Annotated in this window: 14 protein-coding genes and 1 pseudogene; 3 read left to right on the top strand and 12 right to left on the bottom strand. The window is 45.2% G+C overall.

From position 1 onward, the window contains the following. Positions 1 to 2 precede the first annotated feature (2 nt). Positions 3 to 1,559: a maltose ABC transporter permease MalF gene (gene malF, locus IQ209_RS13800; protein WP_193851841.1), complete on the bottom strand. Its 1,557-nt coding sequence runs from the start codon at positions 1,557 to 1,559 to the stop codon at positions 3 to 5. Between the two features lie 88 nt (positions 1,560 to 1,647). After that, complete coding sequence (gene malE / locus IQ209_RS13795) at positions 1,648 to 2,847, bottom strand: maltose/maltodextrin ABC transporter substrate-binding protein MalE (protein WP_193851840.1); 1,200 nt, start codon at positions 2,845 to 2,847, stop codon at positions 1,648 to 1,650. A gap of 436 nt (positions 2,848 to 3,283) precedes the next feature. Between malE and malK the strand changes: the two genes are divergently transcribed. From malK to malM, 3 genes are read left to right on the top strand one after another with little or no spacing between them, the layout of a single operon-like run. Beyond that, positions 3,284 to 4,393 carry a maltose/maltodextrin ABC transporter ATP-binding protein MalK gene (gene malK, locus IQ209_RS13790; RefSeq protein WP_193851839.1) on the top strand — a complete coding sequence of 370 codons (1,110 nt, stop codon included), beginning with the start codon at positions 3,284 to 3,286 and terminating at the stop codon, positions 4,391 to 4,393. A 35-nt stretch (positions 4,394 to 4,428) separates the two neighbouring features. After that, the gene (locus IQ209_RS13785) at positions 4,429 to 5,691 is read left to right on the top strand and encodes a maltoporin (protein ID WP_193851838.1); all 1,263 of its coding nucleotides are present in this window, start codon (positions 4,429 to 4,431) and stop codon (positions 5,689 to 5,691) included. Next, positions 5,691 to 6,632, top strand: a complete 942-nt coding sequence (gene malM, locus IQ209_RS13780; RefSeq protein ID WP_193851837.1) for a maltose operon protein MalM — start codon at positions 5,691 to 5,693, stop codon at positions 6,630 to 6,632. The genes IQ209_RS13785 and malM overlap by 1 nt, the downstream gene beginning before the upstream one ends. Before the next feature lie 503 nt (positions 6,633 to 7,135). On the opposite strand, the gene IQ209_RS13775 is transcribed toward malM, so the two are convergent. From IQ209_RS13775 to tuf, 10 genes and pseudogenes are all read right to left on the bottom strand, one after another. Continuing rightward, positions 7,136 to 8,401: a polysaccharide deacetylase family protein gene (locus IQ209_RS13775; protein ID WP_193851836.1), complete on the bottom strand. Its 1,266-nt coding sequence runs from the start codon at positions 8,399 to 8,401 to the stop codon at positions 7,136 to 7,138. A gap of 90 nt (positions 8,402 to 8,491) precedes the next feature. Further along, a complete protein-coding gene (gene rpoC / locus IQ209_RS13770; protein WP_193851835.1) occupies positions 8,492 to 12,718 on the bottom strand; it encodes a DNA-directed RNA polymerase subunit beta' in 4,227 nt (1,408 codons plus the stop codon). 130 nt (positions 12,719 to 12,848) lie between these two features. Further along, positions 12,849 to 16,877 carry a DNA-directed RNA polymerase subunit beta gene (rpoB, locus tag IQ209_RS13765; protein WP_193851834.1) on the bottom strand — a complete coding sequence of 1,343 codons (4,029 nt, stop codon included), beginning with the start codon at positions 16,875 to 16,877 and terminating at the stop codon, positions 12,849 to 12,851. Positions 16,878 to 17,260: 383 nt separating this feature from the next. Further along, positions 17,261 to 17,626 (bottom strand): 50S ribosomal protein L7/L12, encoded by a 366-nt coding sequence (gene rplL / locus IQ209_RS13760; protein WP_189759073.1) that lies wholly within the window; start codon positions 17,624 to 17,626, stop codon positions 17,261 to 17,263. A gap of 63 nt (positions 17,627 to 17,689) precedes the next feature. Continuing rightward, positions 17,690 to 18,187 carry a 50S ribosomal protein L10 gene (gene rplJ / locus IQ209_RS13755; RefSeq protein ID WP_074020846.1) on the bottom strand — a complete coding sequence of 166 codons (498 nt, stop codon included), beginning with the start codon at positions 18,185 to 18,187 and terminating at the stop codon, positions 17,690 to 17,692. Positions 18,188 to 18,524: 337 nt separating this feature from the next. Further along, positions 18,525 to 19,226: a 50S ribosomal protein L1 gene (gene rplA / locus IQ209_RS13750; protein ID WP_193851833.1), complete on the bottom strand. Its 702-nt coding sequence runs from the start codon at positions 19,224 to 19,226 to the stop codon at positions 18,525 to 18,527. Between the two features lie 3 nt (positions 19,227 to 19,229). After that, complete coding sequence (gene rplK / locus IQ209_RS13745; RefSeq protein WP_047684958.1) at positions 19,230 to 19,658, bottom strand: 50S ribosomal protein L11; 429 nt, start codon at positions 19,656 to 19,658, stop codon at positions 19,230 to 19,232. 220 nt (positions 19,659 to 19,878) lie between these two features. Continuing rightward, positions 19,879 to 20,424, bottom strand: a complete 546-nt coding sequence (gene nusG / locus IQ209_RS13740) for a transcription termination/antitermination protein NusG (RefSeq protein ID WP_189759071.1) — start codon at positions 20,422 to 20,424, stop codon at positions 19,879 to 19,881. Positions 20,425 to 20,426: 2 nt separating this feature from the next. Further along, positions 20,427 to 20,810, bottom strand: coding sequence for a preprotein translocase subunit SecE (gene secE, locus IQ209_RS13735; protein ID WP_074020841.1), 384 nt, complete (start codon positions 20,808 to 20,810; stop codon positions 20,427 to 20,429). Positions 20,811 to 21,145: 335 nt separating this feature from the next. After that, positions 21,146 to 21,527, bottom strand: a pseudogene (gene tuf, locus IQ209_RS13730) (elongation factor Tu); the annotation flags it as partial.

Genomic DNA, 21,527 nt, shown 5'->3' with positions numbered 1-21,527 from the left:
CCTTAATCAAATTTCATGCGGGCAGTTTTCAAATTGATGATGGCTAATGCCCCCACCAATAAGAAGATCAATGTTGCAATTGCTGCGGCCAAACCAAAATCCTGTCCACCACCACCTTCAAATGCGATACGGTAAGTATAATTCACCAAAAGATCGGTATAACCCGCTGGGGTCGATGTACCAATATGATCAGGTTTACCAGTGGTTAGCAATTGAATCAGGACAAAGTTATTAAAATTAAAAGCAAAGCTGGCAATCATCAACGGCGTCAATGGCTTAATCAATAATGGAAAAGTAATTTTGGTGAAATTCCGCCATGGCCCTGCACCATCAAGTGCTGATGCCTCATAAAGGTCATCAGGGATAGATTTCAGCAATCCCATGCAAAGAATCATCATATAGGGATAGCCCAACCACGTATTTACAATAATCAACATGGTTCGGGCTAGTGTCGGATCTGTAAACCAATCCGGTTTAATACCAAACAACCCATTTAGCACCAGATTAATTTCACCAAAACTTTGGTTAAATAATCCCTTGAAAATCAGAATGGAAATAAACGAGGGAACAGCATAAGGTAAAATAAGCAGTACACGGTAAATCGCTCGTCCCTTAAGCGCCTTCCACTGTACAATACAAGCGAGAACCATCCCTAGGGTAACCGTCAATGCTACTGTCACCAGGGAGAAAACTACTGTCCAGACAAAAATGGACAGAAAGGGTTTTTGGATACCCTCATCCTGTATCACCCGTAGAAAATTTTTCCAACCAATAGAAACCGTAAATCCAGGACTTAACGTTTCCTTAGTCCATTCTCCTTCAATATTAATGGATTGGTAGAACCCTGTATCCATATTCGGCTGATATCGTATACCCGTTTGTTTATCGGTCAGTGTAATTCCATCTTCATCAAGGGAATAAAGAGGATTTATAGCAGAGAACTGACGTAAGGAACTCATTCTCAGTTTATTGCCGTCAGGAAGAACAACGACCAGTTGGTTCAATGCCTGCCGATACTGAGTAATAGTACGCAATGTCGCAACATTGCCTTCCAATTTTTGTTCCTGTTCATGGAGAGGCAGAATAATTTCTTCCGTTCCCGCAAGAGAAAAAGGCTCAGAGATCAATGAATGAGTGCTATCGGGGACGCTCAACGCCAAAACCCACTGTTCAGATACTGGATAAAGCTTGAAATTAAACGGCTCCCCAGTCTGGTAATGACGACTCATTAATACCGTTTGAGCACGTTCAAAGGTTAATTGGTTGGTACTGCTATAATTTGTAAAAGCAATAGCAATCGTGCAGATAAGCGGAAAAAGTATAAATATCCCTATTCCAGCAATTCCAGGGTAGGTATAGCGCCAAGCATATGCTTTCCGGTTGGAAAAAACATAGATGCCGCTTCCCAGTAATACCAGTGTCACCATAGCAAACAGGTACTCTCCCTGTGCATACATCAGCACAACCAGATAACCTGTAAAAAGTAGGCAAATACCTACAGAAAACCATTTCAGGGCAGGATGCTGCCACCATACTGTTTTTTCTAATGTCGCTGACATCTTGCACTTCCTGTTACCAACAATTGTGATTATCCAACACCATCACAATAAGAGCTAAGGCTCCTAGACTCAGGAGCCTGTCATTCGTTTATTTTGTCATTCTCGCTTCAGCATCATTAAGGGCAGCATCTATTGTCTGACGCCCACTGACCGTGTTAAGAACAGCACTACGCATTGCGTACCAGAAACTACTCATTTGGGAAATATTCGGCATAATTTCGCCGTTTTGGGCATTTGCCATCGTGGCAGCAATACGTGGATCTTTCGCCAGGATCTCCTGATAGGATTTCAAGGCCACCGCTCCCAGCGGTTTATCTTTATCCATCGTTGCCAACCCTTCATTGGTAAGTAGGTAATTTTCCAAAAATTCTTTCGCTAACTCTTTGTTAGGACTGGCCGCATTAATTCCCGCCGTTAAAATGCCAACAAAAGGTTTAGAGGGCTTCCCTTTAAAAGTTGGTAATAGCGCAACACCGTAATTGATCTTACTTTTATCGACATTCGCCCATGACCAGGGACCATTAATCGTCATTGCTGCTTTGCCCTTATTAAAGGCAGCTTCGGCGATGGAATAATCGATATCGGCATTGAGATGTTTATTTTTGACTAAATCAACCAGAAATTTCAGCCCCGCTTTAGAACCCGCATTATTTACTCCGCTGTCTTTAACATTATAAGTCCCGTTTTCTGCCTTGTAGGCATATCCACCATCAGCAGCAATCAGCGGCCAAGTAAAATACGGCTCCTGCAAATTGAACATGATTGCGCTTTTATTTTGCTTTTTCAGCTCATTATCCAAGGCAGGGATTTCTTCCCATGTTTTGGGCGGAGATTTAATCAAGTCTTTATTGTAGATAAGAGAAAGAGCTTCAACTGCGACAGGGTATCCTACCAATTTTCCGTCATAACGAACGGCATCCCATGTAAAGGGAAATAGCTTATCAATAAATGATTTATCAGGCGTGATTTCAGCAACCAATCCTGATTGGGCATAGCCACCAAAGCGATCATGTGCCCAGAAAATAATATCCGGCCCATCCCCACTGGCTGCAATCTGGGTATATTTCTCTTCCAGCTTGTCAGGATGCTCGACAGTGACAGAAATTCCCGTTTCTTTTGCAAATTTCTCACCAACCTGTGCCAGTCCGTTATAACCTTTATCACCATTGATCCAAATAACCAACTTTCCTTCTTCCGGCTTTGCAAAAGCTGAAGCAGACAATACACATGTTGTTAGAACGGAAAGCATCAGGGTACGAGTCCCTACTTTTAAAATTTTCTTGGTCATCATTCCGCCTTTTTCATTTGTTAGTTCAAGATAATTATCTTTGTTACATCGTGATAAAATGGCACCAGTGTGCAATCAATGTAAAAAAGACTCATCCTCCCCTGTTCTACGCCTCATACTGTATGAGTGTGAACTTGCTTACAAAAACAATTGAAATCAGAACCTTAATACCAAGACAATGCCCTTTTTTGCGATTTAAATCACATCTTACTTGACAATTTTCTTCTTTCTTTCTCAATCACATTAAGCTCGTCCTCCTGACTCCTCCACCATCAAAAATTATGGAATGGAGGATTTTCGCGCTTGGTATTTTATACACAATCCAGCCATCAGTTTTCCATTAAGTTTATCGCTGCGATAAATAGAAAACATAGAAAACGAAGACTCATAAGAAACGAACAGAAAACTGAGGCGGTAAATCCGAGGGAGGGAACAAATGTCTAGCATCACATTCCGCAATGTATCTAAATCATATGGTGAAACAGTCATCTCCAAAGATCTTAATCTTGATATTCAGGAAGGGGAATTCGTCGTTTTTGTCGGTCCGTCAGGATGTGGGAAATCGACACTACTAAGGATGATCGCGGGATTGGAAGACATTACATCCGGTGATTTGCTGATAGACGGAAAGCGAATGAATGATGTTCCACCCGCCAAACGCAGTGTCGGCATGGTTTTTCAATCTTATGCCCTATATCCCCATCTCTCTGTTGCAGACAATATGTCATTCGGCATGAAGCTGGCGGGGATCAAAAAAAGTGATATCCACAAACGAGTGCAACAAGTTGCAGAAACCCTCCAGCTTGCCCATCTACTGGAACGCCGTCCTAAGGCACTGTCCGGCGGCCAACGCCAGCGAGTCGCCATTGGCAGAACACTCGTTGCTGAACCCAATATCTTTCTGCTGGATGAACCACTTTCCAATCTGGATGCGGCTTTGCGTGTACAGATGAGAATTGAAATTTCACGTCTACACAAACGACTACAACGTACAATGGTCTATGTCACTCATGACCAAACCGAAGCCATGACTCTGGCAGATAAAATTGTGGTTCTGGATGGGGGCAATATTGCTCAGGTTGGTAAACCACTTGAAATTTATCACTATCCTGCCAATCGCTTTGTCGCAGGTTTCATTGGTTCACCGAAAATGAATTTCCTGCCAGTCAAAGTCTCAGCGATTGCTGTTGATCAGGTACAGATCATCCTGCCTAACGGTCAACCAGTTTGGTTGCCAGTTGAAAGCAAAGGGCTAACTGTCGGGAGTAATGTATCTTTGGGAATTCGCCCCGAACATCTTTTGCCTAATGATATAGCCGATGTTACGTTAGAGGGGACAGTACAGATCGTGGAACAACTGGGGAACGAAACTCAGATTCACATCCGCATACCTGCCATTCATCAAAATTTAGTTTACCGCCAACCTGATATTGTTCTCGTTAAAGAAGGAGCAGATTTCTCTATCGGACTCGCTCCCCACCGATGTCATCTTTTCCGTGAAGATGGAACTGCATGTCAGCGTTTACATAAAGAACCCGGAATCTAGATCCGCGGCCATAAAAAAATAACAGGAGAATCATTATGCGTATATTGTCTCTCTCATTGGCTATGCTAACGACTGGTTTATTATCCACGCAAGCTATTGCTGTTGACTTCCACGGCTATGCCCGTTCAGGCATTGGCTGGACTGGTAATGGTGGTGAGCAGAAATGTGCCAAAGTCACTGGAGCACCAAGTAAATACCGTCTCGGCAACGAATGTGAAACCTACGCCGAACTTAAGTTAGGGCAAGAGTTATGGAAAGAAGGGAATAAAAGTTTTTATTTTGATACCAATTTAGCCTATTCCGTCAGTCAGCAAAAAGACTGGGAAGATACCAAACCTGGTTTTCGTGAAGTCAACGTGAAAGCAACCAATATTATTGATTGGCTGCCTGGTTCAACACTGTGGGCGGGTAAACGTTTCTACCAGCGTCACGATGTACATATGATTGACTTCTATTACTGGGATATTTCCGGTCCTGGCGCAGGATTGGAAAATATTGACCTTGGTTTTGGTAAGCTTTCCTTCGCTGTAACCCGTAATACAGAAGAAGGCGGTTCATATGGGTGGATTGATAATAAACGCAAGGATGCCTCAGATACTTCAAATGATATTTTTGATATACGGTTAGCTAATTTACCGGTCAATGCTGGTGGTACACTAGAATTTGGTATTGATTATGGGCGTGCAAATACACGTAAAGGATATCATATTGAAAAACAAGCATCTAAAGATGGTGTGATGCTGACTGCCGAACATACCCAAAGCTTGTTAGGTGGTTTCAACAAATTTGTCTTACAGTACGCAACTGACGCTATGACTTCCAGCGGTAATGGGCGTGCCGAAGGTGCTAATGTGAATAATGACGGGCATATGCTGCGCGTTCTGAATCATGGTGCTATTAGTATCAGCAAGAAATGGGATCTCATGTATGCTGCCATGTATCAAAACATTGACCTCGACAATAACAATGGCAACACATGGTACACCGTGGGTGTCCGCCCAATGTATAAGTGGACGCCAATAATGAGTACCTTAATGGAAGTAGGTTATGACCATGTGAAGTCACAACGAACCAAAGCAAATAACGATCAGTTCAAGATTACTTTGGCTCAACAGTGGCAAGCGGGTGATAGCATCTGGTCACGTCCGGCTATCCGTTTATTTACTTCTTACTCCAAATGGAATGAAAAATGGGGTTATAACGATGGCATTGCCGCCAAAGATACAGCAGCACGTCAATTCAGTCGTGGGAACAGCGATGAGTTTACATTTGGCGCCCAATTTGAGGCCTGGTGGTAATGAAAAAGCAATTACTCTCACTTTGTCTCAGTGCCTTGCTCTGCAACTTAATTCCGGCGGGTTATGCTACATCAGATGCTGCACTGTCTGACACAGCTAAATCTGGCATAGAGACAATCAACTCTGCCCCAACGCTGTCTTTGCCAACCTTGCAGAAATTACAGTGGCAGCCCATTAATACTCATAGCACACAGACTATTATTCTTGATAGCACATCACAGCAACTCAATGATGGTCATATTCAGGGTGCGGTAGCCACATTTGCTTTACCGGCCAATCAGGGTTCATTGGAAATCACTCTGAACAGTCTGATAAAAGATAAGCAGGTATATTCACCGAATGTTTTAGTCTTTGATGAACAACTCCACCCTGCGGCTTTCTATCCAAGCCACTACTTCCGCTATCAACAACCCAGTATTATGTCCACCGATAGGCTTGAAGGTGTGTTAAAGCTGACACCGGCATTGGGACAACAACGCATCTATTTGCTGATTTACACCACTCGTTCTGATGTACAAGCTTCAACACAAATGGTTGATCCTGCTAAGGCTTATGCCAAAGGTGTCGGTAATTCTGTGCCGGATATTCCAGATCCGATCGCTCGCCATACAGCAACAGGTATACTGACGCTGAAAGTGCAATCAGAAAGCAATGCAGGCAATATCCTGATAGGCCAGGTATTTTCTTCTCCTTCACCTAAACCCGTCACAGTTGGTTCCACACAAACAGTATCTGCATCGCCGATAAGAACAACCCCGGCTGATGCCCCAGTAGTTAAACCTGTACTGAACGATACCGAACAGTATTTCAATGACGCTATCAAAAGAGCCATTAACAATGGTGATGTTGATAAGGCATTGAAACTGTTAGATGAAGCAGAACGACTTGGTTCTTCAACAGCACGGGAAACTTTTATCAAGGCGATAAAAAACAAAAGATAAATTGATTCATCAAATCATTATAGCGAGATATTAACCTTAAGAGCCTAAAGGAATAGGCTCTTAAAAGATACATTTATTATCCTTATTGGATAAATTTTCATTACATAGTATTATCAACATCATATTTACTTAAAGTAACCCATAATCCCTTTCTTATTCAGATAATTATTTATTTTTCCACGAAATTTATAAACCAAATAGATAAACATGAGTAACAGCAAAATACCAAAAATAAACCGAGGTATTATGAATGAAAATATAATGCAAAATAAAATCCCTATGGAAAGTAATGAAACCACTCTTTCCTTCATGGTAATCTTAAATATCCATGCAAAAAACTTAATAGTGCACTTTATGATCCTATAAAAAATTTCCAATATTAATCCCAAGAAATCCATCACTTCTATCCTCAATGAAAAATATCATATTAAAATATTCTCTTGCTATTTAGCAATTACATGATTTTACATCCTATATTCAATTATTAAGCGATCGTAAAGGCGTTAAGTAGATTTATTAGCAATCATTTTTGCCATTTTTTCAATCGGATCGGTGCGCAATATATATAACCGTTTCAAAGAAAAGGGATTATCTCCCAATTTAACTTTTCCCTTTACCGTGGTAACGGCCAAATGAAATCCAGCTTGTTTAGCTGCTTTCATTGCCTTTAAATTATATCTACCAAAAGGATAAGAGAGATAAAACATATGGGGATTTAATTGCGATAATACCTGTCTGGAACGTTTGAAATCATACAAGATATTATGATATGACCGACTTAATAGTATGGGTTGTTGATTCTTCTTGCTAAAACGATGCAAGAAATGGGTATGAGACTGAATATCAAATACATCTTGCATGGCATACAATTCTGGGAAACTCAAGAATTGCAGGGTATCTGGATCCCATTTCTGCGGGTGGCGTTTAATTCTGGATGAAATAATAAAGAGTGTAGCTTTCTGACCATTTTCTTTCAAAATGGGATAAGCATAACGATAAACGGATTTCAGCCCATCATCAAAGGTTAAACCGACCACTTTTGCCGGCAAGTTAATTGAGCCACTTAGGTAACCTTCCAATTCATATAATGAAATTGTGGTATAACCTGCTCGCTTCAAATAAGCCATCTGCTCACAAAATGCAGTCAAGGACGTCGTCGTTGAGGTATGTCGAAAATGTTTAGTGTCTTTAAGAACATGGTGATAAGTTAACAAAGGAATGCCATTATCCAGTTCAGCATTCCGATCACTAATGTAGCCTAATCGATCACCCAAATTAATTTCGTACCAAGTTTGGTGGAAAGGATCTTGTAATTTGTCTAAAACCGGATAGCGGAGATTTTCCCTCAAAATTGCAATTGGTTGGCTATCCGTATCAGGCGCGCTATAGATTTGAGTCACCTTAGTTATCATCAAATTTTGGGCGGCTTTTTTGTGAAGGGGATTGGTGCTAAAGGGATCACTGGGGAACGCAGTTTTCTGAATTTCTTTTAAATTTCCTTTGGCTATATACCCTATCCCATTTCCGAAATGCAGTGCATAGTTACCGCTTTCTTCCCCTTCTTCTTCAGCAACTTTAAGGATTTGCCCTTTCTTGAATAAACCAACCTTAATGATATGTTCACCTACCCAAGAATAGATTTCACTCTCTTTAGTCACTTCCATGTAATGATAATGTGGAAAATCGTGGTATTGCGATAAAGCCGGATTCGAAAAACATATCAAAAATGCTAAAAAACCCATTGTAATAACATAAATAATTCGTCTCATTTTAATTTTCCATCCAATAAAAAATGCCCTCTACCAAGAGAGGGCATTTCACGATTAGCTATACTATATAGGGTATGCTACGCATCACGATTACTCGTTATCGCTGCTGCCACCAAAACCTGCATTCAACAATTCAGCAAGGTTTGCAGTGGCTTCGTCAACGCTAAATTGTGGCGCTTCAATCACTTCGTTTGCTTGACGACGACGGATGCGATCCTGGTGGTAAGCATAACCTGTACCCGCCGGGATCAGGCGACCAACGATGACGTTCTCTTTCAAGCCACGCAGTTCATCACGTTTACCTGCAACAGCTGCCTCAGTCAGAACGCGGGTTGTTTCCTGGAACGACGCCGCAGAAATGAAGGATTCTGTAGCCAATGATGCCTTGGTGATACCCAACAGGTCACGCTGGAAGATAGCTGGTACTTTGCCATCCTGCTCCAGTTTGCGGTTCGAAACCTTAACGCGTGCGTATTCAACCTGCTCGCCTTCAAGGAATTCGGAACTACCCGCATTCGCAATAGTTGCTTTACGCAGCATCTGACGAACGATAACTTCAATGTGTTTATCGTTAATCTTAACGCCTTGCAAACGGTAAACTTCCTGTACTTCGTTAGTGATATAACGAGCAACAGCATGAACACCACGCAGGCGCAGAATGTCATGTGGAGATTCTGGGCCATCGGAGATCACGTCACCACGTTCAACAACCTCACCTTCGAACACGTTGAGCTGACGCCATTTAGGGATCATCTCTTCGTAAGGTTCACCACCATCCAGCGGAGTAATGACCAGACGGCGCTTGCCTTTGGTTTCTTTACCGAAGGAAACGATACCGCTGATTTCTGCCAAGATAGCAGGCTCTTTCGGACGACGAGCTTCGAACAGGTCCGCAACGCGTGGCAGACCCCCGGTGATATCTTTAGTACCGCCAGATTCCTGAGGAATACGCGCCAATGTATCACCCGCAGAGATGGACATACCATCTTCCAGCTGAACAATCGCTTTACCCGGCAGGAAGTACTGAGCAGGCATATCTGTACCTGGGATCAGAACGTCGTTACCCTGGGCGTCTACGATTTTCAGTGCTGGACGCAGGTCTTTACCACTACCGGTACGCTCTGCACTATCCAGAACCACCAGTGAAGACAGGCCGGTCAGCTCATCCGTCTGACGGGTAATGGTTTGACCATCAACCATGTCGTAGAACTGGATAATACCGGATACTTCACTCACGATTGGCATGGTGTGTGGGTCCCAGTTTGCAACGGTTTCACCGCCAGCAACTGTCTCACCATCGCCTTTCGTCAATACCGAGCCGTAAGGGACTTTATAGCTCTCTTTGGTACGACCGAAATCGTCGATCAGACGCAATTCGGTATTACGAGAAGTAATAACCAGTTTATTTGCGGAGTTCGTAACGAATTTCGCATTGAACAGTTTCAGATGACCTTTGTTACGTACCTGAATGCTGGATTCTGCTGCCGCACGAGATGCCGCACCACCGATGTGGAACGTACGCATCGTCAACTGTGTACCTGGTTCACCGATTGACTGTGCTGCGATAACACCGATCGCTTCACCTTTGTTGATCAGGTGACCACGAGCAAGGTCACGGCCGTAACAGTTCGCACAAACACCAAAGTCAGTTTCACAACTTACTACGGAGCGTACTTTCACGCTGTCAACAGAGTTCTCTTCTAACAGATCACACCATTTTTCGTTCAGCAGCGTGTTACGTGGAACCAGAATGTCCGCTGTGCCCGGCTTCAGGATGTCTTCCGCCGCCACACGTCCCAATACACGCTCACGCAGTGGTTCTTTAACATCTCCACCTTCGATAACTGGGGTCATCAGGATACCGTCGTGAGTACCACAGTCATCTTCAGTTACGACCAAGTCTTGGGCAACGTCAACCAGACGACGGGTCAGGTAACCGGAGTTCGCCGTTTTCAATGCGGTATCCGCAAGACCTTTACGAGCACCGTGAGTTGAGATGAAGTACTGGAGTACGTTCAGACCTTCACGGAAGTTCGCGGTAATTGGGGTTTCGATGATGGAACCATCTGGTGTTGCCATCAGACCACGCATCCCCGCCAACTGACGGATCTGAGCCGCAGAACCACGCGCACCGGAGTCGGCCATCATAAAGATGTTGTTGAAAGAAACCTGTTGTTCTTCTTCACCGTTACGGTTAATCACTGTTTCAGAAGACAGGTTTTCCATCATCGCCTTAGCAACACGTTCGTTCGCCGCAGCCCAGATATCGATAACTTTGTTATAACGTTCGCCAGCAGTTACCAGACCTGACTGGAACTGTTCCTGAATTTCGGCCACTTCCGCTTCCGCTTCCGCGATGATGCCTTCTTTCTTCTCAGGAATAACCATGTCATCAATACCTACGGATACCCCTGAACGAGCAGCGTAAGCAAAACCGGTATACATGGTCTGGTCAGCCAAAATAACGGTTGGCTTCAAACCCAGTATGCGGTAACAGGTATTTAGCATCTTGGAGATAGCTTTTTTACCCAGTGGCTGGTTAATCAATGAGTATGGCAAGCCACGCGGTACAATCATCCACAGGATGGCACGACCAATGGTCGTATCAACCAATCCCGTATTGATAGTGACATTACCTTCACCATCTTTCACTTCTTCAGTGATACGAACTTTGACACGGGCATGCAGAGAAGCCAGACCTGCGCGGTATACGCGCTCTGCTTCTTTAGGACCGGTCAGAACCATGCCTTCGCCTTTCGCGTTAACACAGTCACGGGTCATGTAGTACAGACCCAATACAACGTCCTGAGATGGAACGATGATGGGTTCACCGCTCGCTGGAGACAGGATGTTGTTGGTAGACATCATCAACGCACGCGCTTCCAACTGAGCTTCCAGTGTCAACGGTACGTGAACAGCCATCTGGTCACCGTCGAAGTCGGCGTTATAGGCCGCACACACGAGTGGGTGCAACTGAATAGCTTTACCTTCGATCAGAACGGGTTCAAATGCCTGAATACCCAAACGGTGGAGGGTTGGTGCACGGTTCAGCAAAACTGGGTGCTCACGGATAACTTCATCCAGGATATCCCATACCACAGCTTCTTCACGCTCAACCATTTTCTTGGCGGCTTTGATCGTCGTCGCCAAGCCACGCAGTTCCAGTTTGCCGTAAATAAATGGCTTAAACAGCTCCAGTGCCATTTTCTTAGGCAGACCACACTGATGCAGACGCAGGTATGGACCTACGGTAATAACAGAACGGCCTGAGTAGTCAACACGTTTACCCAGCAAGTTCTGACGGAAACGACCCTGTTTACCCTTGATCATGTCTGCCAGGGATTTCAGAGGACGCTTATTGGAACCGGTAATCGCACGACCGCGACGGCCGTTGTCCAGCAGCGCATCAACCGCTTCCTGCAACATACGTTTTTCGTTACGTACGATGATATCTGGCGCAGCCAGATCCAACAGGCGTTTCAAACGGTTGTTACGGTTAATAACGCGACGATACAGATCGTTCAGGTCTGAAGTTGCGAAACGACCACCATCCAATGGAACCAGTGGACGCAAATCCGGTGGCAGAACGGGCAGAACGGTCAGAACCATCCACTCTGGTTTGTTGCCAGACTGAATGAACGCTTCCAGCAGTTTAATACGCTTGGTCAGCTTCTTACGCTTGGTTTCAGAGTTGGTTTCGTTCAGCTCTTCGCGCAAGGTTTCACATTCGTTTTCCAGATCGATGCTTTTCAGCAAAGCCTGGATGGCTTCTGCACCCATTTTTGCGTCAAATTCATCACCGAACTCTTCCAGTGCATCCAGATACTGTTCTTCAGTCAGGATTTGCCCACGCTCAAGGCTGGTCATACCCCCTTCAACAACCACATAGGATTCGAAGTACAGCACGCGTTCAATATCGCGCAGAGGCATATCCAGCAGTAAACCGATGCGGGATGGCAGAGATTTCAGGAACCAGATGTGAGCGGTTGGAGAGGCCAGCTCAATGTGACCCATACGATCACGACGAACTTTAGTCTGGGTTACTTCAACGCCACATTTTTCACAAATCACACCACGGTGTTTCAAACGCTTGTATTTACCACACAAGCATTCGTAATCTTTTACTGGCCCGAAAATACGCGCACAGAAAAGACCGTCACGCTCAGGCTTGAACGTACGGTAGTTAATAGTTTCCGGCTTTTTTACTTCCCCGAATGACCACGAACGGATCATATCTGGAGAGGCCAGAGCAATTTTGATCGCATCAAACTCTTCGGTCTTGGTTTGCGCTTTCAGAAACTTCAATAAGTCTTTCACGAAATGGCTCCTGTCGGAGTTAGACCTGTTAGGTGAGTGGCCCATGCCACTCACCTCTATAACCAGTATAACCACTGGCCGGTAAGCCGCCCGACATTCTTATATCGGGCAGTACCAGCGGGAAAACGATTTATTCGTCTTCCAGCTCGATGTTGATACCCAACGAACGGATTTCTTTCAGCAATACGTTGAAAGATTCCGGCATGCCAGGTTCCATCTGGTGGTTACCATCCACGATGTTTTTATACATCTTGGTTCGACCGTTAACATCGTCGGATTTAACGGTGAGCATTTCTTGCAGGGTGTACGCCGCACCGTATGCTTCCAATGCCCACACTTCCATCTCACCGAAACGCTGTCCACCGAACTGTGCCTTACCACCCAGCGGTTGCTGAGTTACCAGACTGTAAGAGCCGGTAGAACGGGCGTGCATCTTGTCATCAACCAAGTGGTTCAATTTCAGCATGTACATGTAACCAACGGTTACCTGACGCTCGAATTGTTCACCTGTACGGCCGTCGAACAGCGTGATCTGACCAGAAGTCGGCAAGCCACCCAGTTTCAACAACTCTTTGATTTCAGTCTCTTTTGCACCGTCAAAGACCGGTGTTGCGATCGGCATACCTTTTTTCAAGTTTTCTGCCAGGCGCATCACTTCTTCATCGGTGAAGGTGTTCAAGTCAACTTTCTGACGGGTATCATCACCCAGATCATAAGCTTTCTGGATAAATTCACGCAGTTTGGCAACTTCTTGCTGCTGTTTCAGCATTGCATTGATCTTGTCACCAATGCCTTTCGCCGCCATGCCTAAGTGAGTTTCCAGAATCTGACCGATGTTCATACGTGACGGTACACCCAGCGGGTTCAGGACGATGTCCACTGGTGTGCCGTTTTCATCGTAAGGCATGTCTTCGATCGGGTTGATCTTGGAGATAACACCTTTGTTACCGTGACGACCTGCCATCTTGTCACCAGGCTGTATCTGACGTTTCACAGCCAGATACACTTTGACAATTTTCAGCACGCCTGGTGCCAGATCGTCGCCCTGAGTGATCTTACGGCGTTTAGCATCCAGTTTTTTCTCGAACTCTACTTTCAGTTCATCATACTGTTCTGCCAACTGCTCCAGCTGATTTTGTTTTTCTTCATCAGCCAGGCCCAGCTCCAACCAACGCGCACGAGGAAGTTTGCTGAGTTTTTCCGCTTCAATACCACCGGCAACCAATACAGAGTGGATACGCGCAAACAGGCCAGCTTCGAAAATTTGCAGTTCTTCGGTCAGGTCTTTCTTAGCCTCACGCAACTGCATCTCTTCGATTTCCAACGCACGCTTGTCTTTCTCTACGCCATCACGGGTAAAGACTTGTACGTCGATAACAGTACCAGAAACACCGTTTGGTACGCGCAGTGAGGAATCTTTCACATCAGACGCTTTCTCACCGAAGATCGCACGCAACAGTTTTTCTTCTGGAGTCAGCTGAGTTTCACCTTTCGGTGTCACTTTACCAACCAGAATGTCGCCGCCTTTCACTTCCGCACCGATATAAACGATACCGGATTCGTCCAGTTTAGACAGCGCTGCTTCACCCACGTTAGGGATGTCAGCCGTAATCTCTTCAGGCCCCAGTTTAGTGTCACGAGACACACAAGCCAGTTCTTGAATGTGAATAGTGGTGAAACGGTCTTCCTGAACAACACGCTCAGAGACGAGGATGGAGTCCTCGAAGTTATAACCATTCCACGGCATGAACGCCACACGCATGTTCTGACCCAGTGCCAGTTCACCCAAGTCAGTGGATGGACCATCAGCCAGCACGTCACCGCGTTCAACCAGTTCACCCAAAGAAACACATGGTGTCTGGTTGATACAGGTGTTTTGGTTTGAACGGGTATACTTGGTCAGGTTATAGATATCAATGCCCGCTTCACCCGCGTACATTTCATCTTCGTTAACCTTGATAACGATACGGGATGCGTCAACGTACTGAACCACACCGCCGCGTTTAGCCACAGAGGTTACACCGGAGTCAACCGCTACCGCACGCTCCATACCTGTTCCGACCAGCGGCTTATCAGCGCGCAGTGTTGGAACCGCCTGACGTTGCATGTTCGCACCCATCAATGCACGGTTGGCGTCATCGTGTTCAAGGAATGGGATCAGAGAAGCACCGACGGACACGATCTGTTGTGTCGAAACGTCCATGTACTGAACCTGATCACGGTTGAACAAGCTGGATTCATCGTAATGACGGCAAGTAACCAATTCTTCAACGAAATGGCCTTCTTCATCCAATACGGTGTTCGCCTGAGCAATAACGTAGTTACCTTCTTCGATTGCAGACAGGTAGTGGATTTCATCAGTCACTACGCCATCACGCACTAAGCGGTAAGGTGTTTCCAGGAAACCATACTCATTGGTACGCGCATAAACGGACAATGAGTTAATCAAACCGATGTTTGGACCTTCAGGAGTTTCGATTGGACATACACGGCCGTAGTGAGTTGGGTGTACGTCTCGAACTTCAAAGCCTGCGCGTTCACGGGTCAGACCGCCTGGACCCAACGCAGAAATACGACGTTTATGGGTGATTTCAGACAGTGGGTTGTTCTGGTCCATGAACTGAGATAACTGGCTCGAACCAAAGAACTCTTTCACCGCCGCAGAAATTGGTTTGGCGTTGATCATATCCTGTGGCATCAGGGTATCCAGATCGCCCAGAGACAAACGCTCTTTCACTGCACGTTCTACACGAACCAGGCCGACGCGGAACTGGTTTTCAGCCATTTCACCAACAGAACGGATACGACGGTTGCCCAAGTGGTCGATATCGTCGACTTCACCTTTACCGTTACGGATATCAATGAGCTTCTTCATCACGTCAATGATGTCTTCTTTGCTCAGGATACCGGAACCTTCAACCTCTTCACGATCCAGCGAACGGTTGAACTTCATACGACCAACCGCAGACAGATCATAACGATCTTCAGAGAAGAACAGATTCTCAAACAGGTTTTCTGCGGCTTCACGTGTTGGTGGTTCACCCGGACGCATCATGCGATAGATTTCAACCAGTGCGCTCAGGCGATCATTGGTTGGGTCAACACGCAGGGTTTCGGAAATATAAGCACCGTGATCCAGATCATTGGTAAACAGGGTCTCGATAGATTTGTAACCAGCCTGGCTTAAACGGGCCAGCAGATCTAAAGAGAGTTCCATGTTAGCGGCACAGATGATTTCACCTGTGTTCTGGTCAATGTAATCTTTTGCTACAACTTTACCCGCGATATATTCAACAGGCACCTCAATACGGTCTACCTGCTCTTTTTCTAACTGGCGGATATGACGAGCTGTGATACGACGGCCTTTTTCAACATAAACCTTGCCGTTTGCTTCGATATCAAATGAAGCAGTCTCGCCACGCAGACGCTCTGGAACCAGCATCATCTGCAATTTATTGTCGCGAATTTCGAAAACGGTTTTTTTGAAGAACAGATTCAAGATGTCTTCAGAGGAATAATCCATCGCGCGTAGAATAATCGAAGCCGGCAACTTACGGCGGCGGTCGATACGCACAAACAGGTTATCTTTTGGATCAAATTCGAAATCTAACCACGAACCGCGGTAAGGAATGATACGTGCATTATACAGTACCTTACCGGATGAATGGGTTTTACCCTTATCGCTGTCAAAGAAAACGCCTGGGCTACGATGCAACTGAGATACGATAACGCGCTCAGTACCGTTGATAACGAAAGTTCCGTTATCAGTCATGAGTGGAATTTCACCCATGTAGACTTCTTGTTCTTTGATGTCCTTAACTGTGCCTTCTGGCGCTTCGCGCTCATAAATCACCAGACGCAACTTAACGCGCAGAGGTGCGGAGAAAGTCACTCCACGGATCTGACACTCTTTGACATCAAAAACAGGTTCGCCAAGACGGTAGCTTACATATTGCAGCTCTGAATTGCCGCTGTAGCTCTGAATTGGGAACACTGAACGGAAGGCCGCTTCCAGTCCATTTTGGCCTTCAGGATCTTGCTCGATAAACTTCTGGAACGAGTCAAGTTGGATAGAAAGAAGGTATGGAACATCCAAAACTTGTGGACGTTTACCAAAATCCTTACGAATACGTTTTTTCTCGGTATAGGAGTAAACCATAGGGTTCCTCAGCTCGCTGATAAGTGACCCACTCTGTCCGCCCTTAAGGACAGCACTCTGCAACACTATTTTTTCGAACAGAAAACAGAATATTTTCCGTAATACCCATTACTATTACTCTTAAATCATTTCATTGCGTTACCTTTACTACCGAGCTACTCGAGTGGATCGTAGCTGAGAACGCAGTATATTAAGTCGTCAATAGGAAGAAGTATTTTGGGTTTATTAGCAGCCAAACAGTGTGAAATGCTACTAACTCCCTATTAATGCCTTTCAGGCAAATCTGGTTTTCAGACAATGCCCTTACAGCGCAAAAAGGCTGGCGATTAAAAAACCGCCAGCCGCCAGCCTTAAAAAATCAGGCTGCGAACTTCAAACAGATCTTACTTGATCTCAACAGAAGCACCTGCTTCTTCCAGAGATTTTTTCAGAGCTTCAGCGTCTTCTTTGCTGATGCCTTCTTTCAGAGCTGCTGGTGCGCTTTCAACCAGGTCTTTCGCTTCTTTCAGACCTAGGCCAGTTGCGCCACGTACTGCTTTGATTACAGCAACTTTGTTAGCGCCAGCGCCAGTCAGGATGACGTCGAATTCAGTTTTTTCTTCAACCGCTTCAGCAGCACCACCAACTACAGCTACAGCTGCAGCAGCAGAAACGCCGAATTTTTCTTCCATCATGCTGATCAGTTCAACAACGTCCATTACAGACATTTCTGCAACTGCGTCCAGAATTTGTTCTTTAGTGATAGACATAACAAGTGTTCCTAAAATTCAGAAAAAATTTATACGTTAAAAAGCAACGAAGGAAATAAGCAATTAAGCAGCTTCTTTCTGATCGCGTAGCGCAGCCAGAGTACGAACCAGTTTGCCTGCAGCGGCTTCTTTCATGGTTGACATCAGGCGTGCGATTGCTTCTTCGTAAGTTGGGAGTGTTGCCAGACGATCGATATTGCTCGCTGGGATAAACTCACCTTCAAAGGCTGCTGCTTTAATCTCGAATGCTGGGTTCGCTTTCGCGAAATCTTTGAACAGACGAGCAGCTGCGCCCGGATGTTCGTTAGAAAAAGCAATCAAGGTTGGACCAACAAACGCTTCTTTCAGGCACTCAAATTCAGTACCTTCAACAGCACGGCGCATCAGAGTGTTACGAACAACACGCATATAAACGCCAGCTTCGCGACCTGCTTTACGCAGTTCAGTCATTTTATCTACGGTAACGCCGCGAGAATCCGCAACAACCGCAGACAGCGCGCCTTTGGCTACTTCGCTGACTTCAGCAACAATCGCTTGTTTGTCTTGAAGATTTAGTGCCATTAGCTTCTTGCTCCTGGATTAACCGGGCAAACCCGGGACTCACTTCACTCAAAACACCAAATGTGCCTGAGCGCTGAAACACGGTGAGCAGAATCCAGAAAATAAATTTCATTTGGCTCTGTCACCGTCTACGCAGGATATTAAGTAATTACTTACGCCTGCGGTCTTGGACGGGGCTTGGATTAGGCCAAGCTCCAACCGAAAACTTGTTATTTGCCGATACAGCCTTATTTTTCGAAGGCTGTGTGTTATAAAACACACTGATCAGGCAAATTTGAAGCGTCAGATTTTAGACAAATCTGACGCTAAGGTAAAGCGTTATTCTCAGCTTAAATCATTAAGCTGATGCGTTCAGACTAGATTGGTCGATCGCAACACCTGCACCCATGGTAGTAGACAGGCTAACTTTCTTAACGTAAATGCCTTTAGCAGAAGATGGTTTCGCTTTTTTCAGCGCAACCAGCAGAGCTTCCAGGTTTTCTTTCAGTTTGTCAGCGTCGAAGTCAACTTTACCGATAGTGGTGTGGATGATACCGTTCTTGTCGTTACGGTAACGAACCTGACCTGCTTTAGCATTCTGTACAGCTTCAGCAACGTTAGGAGTTACAGTACCTACTTTCGGGTTTGGCATCAGACCACGTGGGCCCAAGATTTGACCCAGTTGGCCAACAACGCGCATTGCATCTGGAGATGCGATAACAACGTCGAAGTCCATCACGCCTTTCTTAATCTGTTCAGCCAGATCTTCCATACCTACCAGTTCAGCGCCAGCAGCTTTAGCCGCTTCAGCGTTTGCACCCTGAGTAAATACAGCAACACGTACTGAACGGCCAGTACCGTGTGGCAGTACAGTTGCACCACGAACGTTCTGGTCAGATTTACGAGCATCGATGCCAAGATTAACAGCTACGTCAACGCTTTCTACGAATTTAGCAGTAGCCAGTTCTTTCAGCAGAGTAACAGCTTCGTTGATGTCATATTGTTTAGTTGCATCAACTTTTTCACGGATAGTGCGCATGCGCTTGGTCAGTTTAGCCATTGATTAACCCTCCACTACCAGGCCCATGGAACGAGCAGTACCTTCGATTGAACGCATCATCGCGTCAACGTCAGCACCAGTCATGTCCGCAGCTTTAGTTTCAGCAATTTCACGAATCTGAGCGCTGGTTACTTTACCAACTTTATCTTTGTTCGGTTTGCCAGAACCAGATTTGATGCCTGCTGCTTTTTTCAACAGAACAGCCGCTGGTGGGGTTTTGGTAACGAAAGTGAAAGAACGGTCTGCGTAAACAGTAATAACAACTGGAATTGGCAAGCCTTTCTCAATGCTTTCAGTTTTAGCATTGAACGCTTTACAGAATTCCATGATGTTAACACCTTGCTGACCCAGAGCTGGACCAACTGGTGGGCTTGGGTTAGCCATACCCGCTGCAACTTGCAGCTTAACGTAGGCTTGTACTTTCTTAGCCATTTATTTTTTCCTCTATGCGGGTCTTATCGCCTCAACAAAATGAGGCTCCCCTGACAATTTGAACCCCGTCTATTAAAGACCAGGTCATTAAAAACTTTAACTAACCTAATGTTATCTAAGTATCATCTAAAAATGATGCCTGGATAAAAAAACAAAAGGCGCGAAATTGTATGCTAATTTCACACCCTTTGCAAGCATAAGCGCTTACTTAATCACCAAGTTAGACTTTCTCTACCTGGCTGAAATCCAGCTCAACGGGTGTAGCACGACCAAAGATAGAAACCGAGACTTTCAAACGGCTCTTCTCGTAATCGACTTCTTCCACCACACCATTGAAGTCTGCAAACGGACCATCGCTGACTCGAACCATTTCGCCTGGTTCGAACAGAGTTTTTGGCCGTGGTTTATCACCAACCTGTTGAAGGCGATTCATGATCGCATCAACTTCTTTATCGCTGATTGGTGCCGGGCGGTCAGAGGTGCCACCGATAAAACCCATTACGCGAGGTACACTACGAACCAAATGCCAAGTTGCATCGTTCATTACCATTTGTACCAGGACATAGCCAGGGAAGAATTTACGCTCGCTTTTACGGCGCTGACCACTGCGGATCTCAACAACTTCTTCTGTCGGCACCATCACTTCGCCAAAAAAATCTTCCATCTCTTGTAATTTGATATGTTCACGCAGAGATTGAGCGACGCGACCTTCAAACCCAGAAAATGCCTGGATGACATACCAACGCTTTTTTGGGGATTCAGACATTTTTAAAACCTCAGGCCTGTAATAAATGAAACTAAACGCACCAGAATACCATCAAGACCCCACAAAATAAGAGACATGACAGCCGTCACAGCTGCAACAATCAAAGTCGTATGCAGTGCTTCCTGGCGAGTTGGCCAAATGACTTTACGCATTTCAATGCGGGCTTCACGGGCAAAGGCTAATGCAGCTTTACCTTTTACAGTCCACAATGCAACTGCTCCTGCAAGGGCAACAATAGCAACCACGGCTATCGCGCGCAGAGGCAGGTTATACTCTCGGTAATAGTAATTACCCACAATAGCAACCACCAGTAGCACCGCCACCAATAGCCATTTTGCTATATCAAGACCACGCCCGCTTTCTTGAGCATCGCTATTCGCACTCATAAACCAACCTGTAACTATATGTAAGTAACTATGATGTAAATAGATAGCCAGCTTGCCTCGCAAGAGCAAAACAAATCAGACCGAACCCAAAGATAATTGTAATTGTATCTGACTCGGCACCTTAATTCAGCAGGACTTTTATATCTTAATGATATTTAAGCCTATCCGTTGTATCAGAGCCTATCTCACCAATAATTAAGAATAGCAATCAAATAGCAATTTATCTGCCTTAATTGGCCAACAATGAACAACTATTGATGAGATAGGTTCTTCTTAAGACAACGTATAAAAAGGGCATCTATCGATGCCCTTCCAAAATGAACACATTAAAAAAATTATGCGATCACTTTAGCAACAACACCAGCGCCTACAGTACGGCCACCTTCACGGATTGCAAAACGCAGACCTTCGTCCATTGCGATTGGGGCAATCAGGTTAACTACCATGTTGATGTTGTCACCTGGCATTACCATCTCTACGCCTTCTGGCAGTTCGATAGTACCGGTTACGTCAGTGGTACGGAAGTAGAACTGTGGACGGTAACCTTTGAAGAATGGAGTATGACGGCCACCTTCATCTTTGCTCAGGATATACACTTCAGATTCGAACTGAGTGTGTGGGTGGATAGAGCCTGGCTTCGCCAGAACCTGACCACGCTCAACGTCATCACGCTTAGTACCACGCAGCAGAACACCCACGTTCTCACCCGCACGGCCT

The organism is Xenorhabdus sp. BG5, assembly GCF_015163665.1.
Taxonomy (GTDB): Bacteria; Pseudomonadota; Gammaproteobacteria; order Enterobacterales; family Enterobacteriaceae; genus Xenorhabdus.
The sequence above is the reverse complement of the archived record's forward strand: the minus strand, read 5'-3'. Positions and strand labels throughout refer to the sequence as shown.

Excerpts from the sequence above, each read along its gene's own strand:
- rplL (WP_189759073.1), bottom strand. The coding sequence starts at position 17,626 with ATGTCTATCACTAAAGAACAAATTCTGGACGCAGTTGCAGAAATGTCT.
- malF (WP_193851841.1), bottom strand. The coding sequence starts at position 1,559 with ATGTCAGCGACATTAGAAAAAACAGTATGGTGGCAGCATCCTGCCCTG.
- rplA (WP_193851833.1), bottom strand. The coding sequence starts at position 19,226 with ATGGCTAAACTGACCAAGCGCATGCGCACTATCCGTGAAAAAGTTGAT.
- secE (WP_074020841.1), bottom strand. The coding sequence starts at position 20,810 with ATGAGTGCGAATAGCGATGCTCAAGAAAGCGGGCGTGGTCTTGATATA.
- nusG (WP_189759071.1), bottom strand. The coding sequence starts at position 20,424 with ATGTCTGAATCCCCAAAAAAGCGTTGGTATGTCATCCAGGCATTTTCT.
- malM (WP_193851837.1), top strand. The coding sequence starts at position 5,691 with ATGAAAAAGCAATTACTCTCACTTTGTCTCAGTGCCTTGCTCTGCAAC.
- rplK (WP_047684958.1), bottom strand. The coding sequence starts at position 19,658 with ATGGCTAAGAAAGTACAAGCCTACGTTAAGCTGCAAGTTGCAGCGGGT.
- IQ209_RS13785 (WP_193851838.1), top strand. The coding sequence starts at position 4,429 with ATGCGTATATTGTCTCTCTCATTGGCTATGCTAACGACTGGTTTATTA.
- IQ209_RS13775 (WP_193851836.1), bottom strand. The coding sequence starts at position 8,401 with ATGAGACGAATTATTTATGTTATTACAATGGGTTTTTTAGCATTTTTG.
- rpoB (WP_193851834.1), bottom strand. The coding sequence starts at position 16,877 with ATGGTTTACTCCTATACCGAGAAAAAACGTATTCGTAAGGATTTTGGT.
- rplJ (WP_074020846.1), bottom strand. The coding sequence starts at position 18,187 with ATGGCACTAAATCTTCAAGACAAACAAGCGATTGTTGCTGAAGTCAGC.
- malE (WP_193851840.1), bottom strand. The coding sequence starts at position 2,847 with ATGACCAAGAAAATTTTAAAAGTAGGGACTCGTACCCTGATGCTTTCC.
- malK (WP_193851839.1), top strand. The coding sequence starts at position 3,284 with ATGTCTAGCATCACATTCCGCAATGTATCTAAATCATATGGTGAAACA.